General features: G+C 55.0%; 9 protein-coding genes. 6 read left to right on the top strand and 3 right to left on the bottom strand.

What is annotated here, in order from left to right:
* The first annotated feature begins 245 nt into the window (after nt 1-245).
* Entirely contained in the window at nt 246-947 is a 702-nt protein-coding gene (locus ABLV12_RS22625; RefSeq protein ID WP_348867365.1) for a hypothetical protein, read from the top strand.
* Nucleotides 948-973: 26 nt separating this feature from the next.
* Here the strand turns inward: ABLV12_RS22625 and degS are convergent, their stop codons facing one another.
* From degS to zapG, 3 genes are all read right to left on the bottom strand, one after another.
* A complete protein-coding gene (degS, locus tag ABLV12_RS22620; protein WP_026056039.1) occupies nt 974-2,035 on the bottom strand; it encodes an outer membrane-stress sensor serine endopeptidase DegS in 1,062 nt (353 codons plus the stop codon).
* Nucleotides 2,036-2,121: 86 nt separating this feature from the next.
* The gene (gene degQ / locus ABLV12_RS22615; protein ID WP_004106206.1) at nt 2,122-3,489 is read right to left on the bottom strand and encodes a serine endoprotease DegQ; all 1,368 of its coding nucleotides are present in this window, start codon (nt 3,487-3,489) and stop codon (nt 2,122-2,124) included.
* Nucleotides 3,490-3,661: 172 nt separating this feature from the next.
* Nucleotides 3,662-4,060 carry a Z-ring associated protein ZapG gene (gene zapG / locus ABLV12_RS22610; RefSeq protein WP_004106204.1) on the bottom strand — a complete coding sequence of 133 codons (399 nt, stop codon included), beginning with the start codon at nt 4,058-4,060 and terminating at the stop codon, nt 3,662-3,664.
* Nucleotides 4,061-4,250: 190 nt separating this feature from the next.
* Here zapG and zapE point away from each other — a divergent pair, with 190 nt between their 5' ends.
* The 5 genes from zapE (at nt 4,251) to sspB (ending at nt 7,882) form a co-directional block, all read left to right on the top strand.
* Nucleotides 4,251-5,384, top strand: coding sequence for a cell division protein ZapE (gene zapE, locus ABLV12_RS22605; RefSeq protein ID WP_004106202.1), 1,134 nt, complete (start codon nt 4,251-4,253; stop codon nt 5,382-5,384).
* A gap of 219 nt (nt 5,385-5,603) precedes the next feature.
* Complete coding sequence (rplM, locus tag ABLV12_RS22600; protein ID WP_004106200.1) at nt 5,604-6,032, top strand: 50S ribosomal protein L13; 429 nt, start codon at nt 5,604-5,606, stop codon at nt 6,030-6,032.
* A 15-nt stretch (nt 6,033-6,047) separates the two neighbouring features.
* A complete protein-coding gene (rpsI, locus tag ABLV12_RS22595; protein ID WP_000829815.1) occupies nt 6,048-6,440 on the top strand; it encodes a 30S ribosomal protein S9 in 393 nt (130 codons plus the stop codon).
* 311 nt (nt 6,441-6,751) lie between these two features.
* Nucleotides 6,752-7,390 carry a stringent starvation protein SspA gene (gene sspA, locus ABLV12_RS22590; RefSeq protein WP_004106197.1) on the top strand — a complete coding sequence of 213 codons (639 nt, stop codon included), beginning with the start codon at nt 6,752-6,754 and terminating at the stop codon, nt 7,388-7,390.
* Nucleotides 7,391-7,393: 3 nt separating this feature from the next.
* Nucleotides 7,394-7,882 carry a ClpXP protease specificity-enhancing factor gene (gene sspB / locus ABLV12_RS22585; protein WP_024274762.1) on the top strand — a complete coding sequence of 163 codons (489 nt, stop codon included), beginning with the start codon at nt 7,394-7,396 and terminating at the stop codon, nt 7,880-7,882.
* Nucleotides 7,883-8,060: the final 178 nt, after the last annotated feature.

Genomic DNA, 8,060 nt, shown 5'->3' with positions numbered 1-8,060 from the left:
CAAGTACGTGCTGGCGATGTGAATCGTTACCTTTCCCCGGATTGCGCCGTAAACGGCTTATCCGGGCTACCGGCCCGCAGACGGCTGTAAACCCGTAGCCCGGGATAAGGAGTCAGCCGCGACCCGGGGATTTTCCCGGAGGCGGCGCTTAACGCGCCTTGTCCGGGCTACCAGACCTCAGACAGCGCAGGTCTGTAGCCCGGTCAGCGCAGCGCCACCGGGAGATTTCCTATAAGGAGGCTTTGATGAATGAAACCATAACATTACGCCCCGAAAGCAGGGCATCGACAAAAGATGTCATTATCGATTACACGCTGGCATCAGTAGATGAAGTTGAACAACTGCAGCCCGCGCTTAACCTGTTAGCGCACCCATCGGTTACCCGCGGAGGCCATGATTTTTTTGTCCAGTGCTATGAGGCGGGTACGCAAAATAAAGCAGCTGAAACAGAACCGGCGCTACCTGATACGGTATTTCGGGACTCCACGCCGTGGATGCAAAGAAGTGGGCTGCTGTGTGCCGCAGCGGGTCATCTGGATGCCCGGGGGCTGGCGCTGACGCACAATCGTCTGTGCGACCTGGCCGGTCAGTATTGTGCCGGCGTGGCGGATGCCGATGCTGAAATCCGCAGCGGATTTTATACCGTGCGCAGCATATCGCTGCCGGTTTACCGGCGACTGCTGCGGGACAAGCATCCTCATGGCGTCTGCCTGCAGCAGTCGCTGCTGCATCTGCTGGCCTGGAAGAGCGAATCACCCTGGGCGCGGCAGCAGGCTCAACGGTTGCTCTGGCAGGGCGGCGTACTGGGTGATAACGGCGAATTTGCGCTGATGACGCTCGATGACGAGCTGCGGGAGCGGCAGTTTGCCTGGCCGGGGCTGTGGTCGCTACTGGCCGTCACCGGGTTTCTGGCGAAATTCCCGGCCGGGCCGATTTTTGCTGATTAAATAGCGCTCCCCGTTCGGGGAGCCTGTTAGTTGGTCGCAGGATATTCCTGTACGGCGATATGCAGCGTAATTTTTTTATCGTCACGCATAATCACCACCGGAATTTCCGAGCCCGGACGGATCTCTGCGACCTGATCCATGGTTTCCAGGGCGGAAACGGCGGGTTTATCGTTAACCGAAATAATCACGTCATTGGCGCGGATCCCTGCCTGGGCTGCCGGGCCTTCCGGCGCCACATCATTGACTACAATCCCCTGCAATTGATCGATACCGCCGCCGCTCTGCGCGTGCAGCGGCGCAATTTCGCGGCCGCTGATCCCAATGTAGCCACGAATCACGCGGCCATCGCGGATCAGCTTATCCATAATCTTGGTCGCCAGCTGGAAAGGAATCGCAAAGCCGATGCCCTCCGGCGTTTCGCCATCGTTGCTTTTATCAAATGACAGGGTATTGATACCCATAAGCTCGCCCAGCGAGTTCACCAGCGCGCCGCCGGAGTTACCGTGGTTGATTGACGCATCGGTCTGCAGGAAGTTCTGGCGCCCAGTGGGGTTCAGACCGATACGCCCGGTGGCGCTGATAATGCCCTGGGTAATGGTTTGCCCGAGGTTGTACGGGTTGCCAATCGCCAGCACGACGTCACCGATATGCGGCACGCGTTTCGGGTTAATCGGAATAACCGGCAGACCGCCGCTGGCGTTGATTTTTAATACCGCCAGATCGGTGAGGGTATCTGAGCCGACCAGCAGCGCTTCAAAGACCCGGCCATCCTGCAGGGCAACAATAATCTGATCGGCATCGTTGATGACGTGCTTGTTGGTCAGAATATAGCCGCGCTGGTCCATGATCACGCCGGAGCCGAGCGTTAACTGATTATGACTGGTGCTGTTAAGGGCGCGGTTATAGACATTGACGACCGCAGGCGCCGCGCGACGGACGGCGGAATTATAGCTGGCGGGGGATTCATCCGCGCTATCGTATTGCGTGGTCGGCGAAAGCTGCCACTGGCGCAGGGAAGGCATGACGGCCAGCAGCAGACCGCCGACGATCAAACCAATAAGTATCGAACGTAAAAGCTTTCCAGGCATGATGCAGATATCGTTGATGGATAGACAGGCGAAGCATAACACGACTTGTCCGGACATCGCACTGCACGCGATGTCCGGAAGGCGAGTTAGCGCAGCAGTAGATAGATGCTTTCGCTGCCGCGAACGACGTTCAGTGCAATGACCGTCGGTTTGCTTTCGAGTACTTTTCGCAGTTCGGCAATCGAGCGCACGCGTTCGCGATTGAGGCCAATAATGATATCGTCCTTATGCAGGCCGGCCTGCGCGGCAGGGCTGCCTTTATCGACGTTATCAATGATGACGCCTTTGGTCCCATCCTTCATCTGACCGTCGCTTAACGATGCGCCCTGTAGCGCCGGAGCGATAAGCTCTGCGCTAGCGGAAGACGAGGTGCTCTTGTCCAGCGTGACCTCCACTTCAACGGGTTTCCCTTCGCGCAATAGTCCTAGTTTCACCTTGGTTCCCGGCTCGGTCGTGGCGATGCGTGAACGCAGTTCGGCGAAGCTGTTGAGCGGTTTGCCGTTCAGGCTGACGATAACGTCGCCAGATTTAACGCCCGCTTTAGCCGACCCAGAGTTTGGCAGGACTTCGCTAACGAATGCGCCGCGCTGGACGTCAAGATTCATCGCTTTGGCGATATCCGCGCTCATTTCCATTCCTTTAATACCCAACAGGCCGCGTTTGATTTCGCCAAACTGGATAAGCTGCTGAGAGAGGATTTTTGCCATATTGCTGGGGATGGCGAAACCAATGCCGACGCTGCCGCCGCCCGGGGCCAGAATGGCGGTGTTGATGCCAATCAGCTCGCCGTTGAGATTCAGCAGCGCGCCGCCGGAGTTGCCGCGGTTAATCGAAGCATCGGTCTGGATAAAGTTTTCCAGCCCCTCAAGGTTCAGGCCGCTGCGGCCAAGGGCGGAAACAATCCCGGATGTGGCGGTCTGACCCAGGCCAAACGGGTTACCGACGGCGACGGCGAAGTCGCCAACCCGCAGCTTGTCCGAGTCGGCGATAGCGATTTGCGTCAAATTACTGGGCTTGAGGATCTGCAGCAGTGCAATATCGCTCTGCTCGTCGCTGCCGACCAGTTTGGCATCGAACTCACGCCCGTCGTTGAGCTGGACGCTGATCTTCTGGGCCTGATTAATGACGTGATTATTGGTCAGCACGTAGCCTTTTGCGGCATCAATGATGACCCCGGAACCCAGTCCTTCAAAAGGCTGCGCCTGCTCTTGCGGCGCGTTGTCGCCAAAATATTTCTTCAACTCTTCCGGCATATCCTGCGCGGGTGACGCGGTACCCTCAACCTGTACGCTCACCACTGCCGGCAACACTTTTTCCAGCATTGGCGCGAGGCTTGGCAGCGCGCCCTGGCCCGGAACTTGTGTCGGTAAAGACGCTGCTGCCGGAGGTAAGGCTGACAACGACAACCCAATGCTTAACGCTAACGCACTCAACAGCAAAGTTGGTTTATTCATTAGTTGCTGGCTCTCGTAACCTGAGGTGTATGGGAAACGTCCCGAATGGCCCGATGTTATTGAATTTTCGACCCGGTAACAACGTGGGCAATAGTTAAATTGTAGCTGGGATGAGAGGTTGAAACGGGCGCAGAGGGTGCGCCCGGAAAATATTTTTACTGGCGTTGCCGAATCAATCGCGCTTTACACCGCCGCGCAGCAGACCGGATGCGCCTTCAGAATAGTCGCGCGGCATCTGGACCGGAGCCTGATCGTTGCCCGCTTCGGACTCTTCCAGACGATTGCGGAACGGATTAGCGTCCGCCATGGTGTCCGGCAGGAGGTTGCTGGAGCTTTTCGCCATATGCTGATACAGCTGGCGGTAATCATGCGCCATGTTATCCAGAAGCTCGGCGCTCTGGGCGAAATGGCTCACCAGCTCTTCGCGGTACTCCTCCAGCTCTGCTTTATTCTTTTCCAGTTCAAACTGCAGCGCCTGCTGTTGGCGTAATTTACGATTGCCAAAACGCATCGCGACGGCACCGATAATGATGCCGACAACTAGCCCAATTAGCGCGTATTCCCAGGTCATGAACATCTCCCGTTGTTTTGTGGTTCCGTAGGGTGGCTATGAGGCTCTCCGCCTGCGCCCGATAGTGCCACTATAACCGCTAATTCTACAGAAGTGGAATCCTGGCGTATCATCACGTAGTGTAGAGCAGCCTTTTTTTCGTCAATCGTGAGCTACGGCATTACGGTTTTCAAGGAATAACAATTAGATCATGCAAAGCCTGTCCCCAACATCGCGTTACCTTTCCGCTCTCAAAGAGGGAAGCCATCAACCTGACGACGTTCAGCGAGAAGCGGTCAGCCGCCTCGATACGATTTATCAAGAATTGCAGAATAAACCTTCGGTAGCGCCGCAAACCGGCGGCGGTCTGCGGGCGAAATTCGGCAAGCTGCTGGGCAAGCGTGAACCCGCTGTCGAAACGGCCGCAGTTCGCGGTCTCTATATGTGGGGGGGAGTCGGCAGAGGAAAAACCTGGCTGATGGATCTGTTCTTTCAAAGTCTGCCGGGAGAACGTAAACAACGTCTGCATTTTCATCGCTTTATGCTGCGGGTACATGAAGAGTTAACCACGCTGCAGGGGCACAGCGATCCGCTGGAAATCGTTGCGGACCGTTTTAAAGCTGAAACCGATGTGCTCTGCTTTGATGAGTTTTTTGTCTCTGACATTACCGATGCGATGCTGCTGGGCGGTCTGATGAAAGCGCTGTTTGCCCGCGGGATAACCCTGGTGGCGACGTCGAATATTCCTCCTGACGAACTGTACCGTAACGGTCTGCAGCGCGCCCGCTTCCTTCCTGCGATCGACGCGATTAAGCAGCACTGCGATGTGATGAATGTCGACGCCGGCATCGATTATCGTCTGCGCACGCTGACCCAGGCGCACCTGTGGCTGTCGCCGCTGAACGCTGAGACCCGGCAGCAGATGGACAAACTGTGGCTGGCGTTGGCGGGCGCAAAGCGCGAGCAGATGCCAACGCTGGAGATAAACCACCGTCCGCTGCCGACGTTAGGCGTTGAGAACCAGACGCTGGCGGCTTCCTTTGCGACGCTGTGCGTGGATGCGCGTAGCCAGCACGACTATATTGCGCTTTCGCGCCTGTTTCATACCGTCATGCTCTTTGATGTGCCGGTGATGACCGGGCTGATGGAGAGCGAGGCGCGGCGCTTTATCGCCCTCGTCGATGAATTCTACGAACGCCACGTCAAACTGGTGGTCAGTGCGGCGGTTCCGCTGTATGAGATCTATCAGGGCGAGAGATTAAAATTCGAGTTCCAGCGCTGTTTATCGCGCCTGCAGGAGATGCAGAGCGAGGAGTATCTGAAGCGAGAACACCTGGCGGGGTAAAACCGGGTACAAATCACATAAAGGGGTCGATCTTTGACCCCGACTTCTCTATAATCTTGCGACCCCACGTTACGAGAAGGTTTTTTTCCCAAAACTTTCTATGTGCCGGCATAGGCTATTCGAAGGGGTAGGTTTGCTGGACAATGTCGTGTGAACCTCAACTGACTAAACGTTTGGGTGTTCACCAACGTGTAACTTATTTATTTGGGTAAGCTTTTAATGAAAACTTTTACAGCTAAACCAGAAACCGTAAAACGCGACTGGTATGTTGTTGACGCGACCGGTAAAACTCTGGGCCGTCTGGCTTCCGAACTGGCTCTGCGCCTGCGCGGTAAGCACAAAGCGGAATACACTCCGCACGTTGATACCGGTGACTACATCATCGTTCTGAACGCAGAAAAAGTTGCTGTAACCGGCAACAAGCGTGAAGACAAAATGTACTATCACCACACCGGCCACATCGGTGGTATCAAAGAAGCGACCTTTGAAGAGATGATTGCCCGCCGTCCTGAGCGTGTGATTGAAATCGCGGTTAAAGGCATGCTGCCAAAAGGCCCGCTGGGTCGTGCTATGTACCGTAAGCTGAAAGTTTACGCGGGTAACGAGCACAACCACGCGGCACAGCAACCGCAAGTTCTTGACATCTAATCGGGATTATAGGCAATGGCTGAAAATCAATACTACGGCACCGGTCGCCGCAAAAGTTCCGCAGCTCGCGTTTTCATCAAACCGGGCAACGGTAAAATCGTTATCAACCAGCGTTCTCTGGAACAGTACTTCGGTCGTGAAACTGCCCGCATGGTAGTTCGTCAGCCGCTGGAACTGGTCGACATGGTTGAGAAATTAGATCTGTACATCACCGTTAAAGGTGGTGGTATCTCTGGTCAGGCTGGTGCGATCCGTCACGGTATCACCCGCGCTCTGATGGAGTACGATGAGTCCCTGCGTGGCGAACTGCGTAAAGCTGGTTTCGTTACTCGTGATGCTCGTCAGGTTGAACGTAAGAAAGTCGGCCTGCGTAAAGCACGTCGTCGTCCGCAGTTCTCCAAACGTTAATTGTCCTCTGCTTATGCAGAACAATTTGCGAAAAAACCCGCTTCGGCGGGTTTTTTTATGGATAAATTTGCCATTTTCCCTCTACAAACGCCCCATTATTACCACTTTTTCAGCATTTCCAGAATACCCTCACCACAACGTCTTCAAAATCTGGTAAACTATCATCCAATTTTCTGCCCAAATGCAGGTGATTGTTCATTTTTTGTTTGGATGATAAGCAAAAGTGATATCACGCAAATGGGGTTTTTACATCTGGCTGGCCATCCGTGGTCAGCAGCAGTACAAAATTCTGAATATACCTGGAGGTTTTCATGGCTGTCGCTGCCAACAAACGTTCGGTAATGACGCTGTTTTCTGGTCCTACTGACATCTATAGCCATCAGGTCCGCATCGTGCTGGCCGAAAAAGGTGTTAGTTTTGAGATAGAGCACGTGGAGAAGGATAACCCGCCTCAGGATCTGATTGACCTCAACCCGAATCAAAGCGTGCCGACGCTTGTGGATCGTGAGCTCACTCTGTGGGAATCTCGCATCATTATGGAATACCTGGATGAGCGTTTCCCGCATCCGCCGCTGATGCCGGTTTATCCGGTGGCCCGTGGGGAAAGCCGTCTTTACATGCAGCGTATCGAAAAAGACTGGTATTCTCTGATGAATACTATTCAGACCGGTACCGCTTCGCAGGCCGATACTGCACGTAAGCAGCTGCGTGAAGAGCTGCAGGCCATTGCGCCGGTCTTCACCCAGAAGCCCTACTTCCTGAGCGATGAGTTTAGCCTGGTGGACTGCTACCTGGCTCCGCTGCTGTGGCGCCTGCCGGTTCTTGGCGTCGAGCTGGTTGGTGCTGGCGCGAAAGAGCTTAAAGGCTATATGACTCGCGTATTTGAGCGCGACTCTTTCCTCGCTTCTTTAACTGAAGCCGAGCGTGAAATGCGCCTCGGTCGGGGCTAAATGATGGATGTATCACAGCTGACGCCTCGTCGCCCGTACCTGCTGCGGGCGTTCTATGAGTGGCTGCTGGATAACCAGCTGACTCCGCATCTGGTCGTTGACGTGACTCTGCCGGGCGTACTTGTGCCGATGGAGTATGCGCGTGATGGGCAAATTGTTCTCAATATTGCTCCGCGTGCTGTCGGTAACCTGGAGCTGGCGAACGACGAAGTGCGTTTTAACGCGCGTTTCGGCGGCGTGCCGCGCAATGTCTCCGTGCCGATGGCTGCCGTACTGGCGGTTTACGCGCGAGAGAACGGTGCGGGGACCATGTTCGAACCAGAAGCCGCTTACGATGAAGATGTCACCAGCCTGAACGATGAAGAAGAGCTGCCTGACAGCGAAACGGTCATGTCGGTGATCGATGGCGATAAGCCAGATAATCACGACGACGATCCGGATGATACGCCGCCGCCCCGTGGCGGACGTCCGGCGCTACGCGTTGTGAAGTGATATCAATAACGGGGCCTGATTCATATATGAATTCATATTTGAATCAGCAGCATCCCCTATCCCGAGCGAAGCATTCATAGATATGCTTCGCTTTTTTTTCATTTTATAACTTTACTGCTGGCGTCGAGTCTCTTCTCCGTCAGGGCAAAGTGTGTTTCTGCGGCGGGCTGGGTCTGCA

The organism is Klebsiella sp. CN_Kp100 (genome assembly GCF_040065315.1).
GTDB classification, from domain to species: domain Bacteria; phylum Pseudomonadota; class Gammaproteobacteria; order Enterobacterales; family Enterobacteriaceae; genus Klebsiella; species Klebsiella oxytoca.
This window is presented reverse-complemented; position numbering and strand designations above follow the sequence as displayed.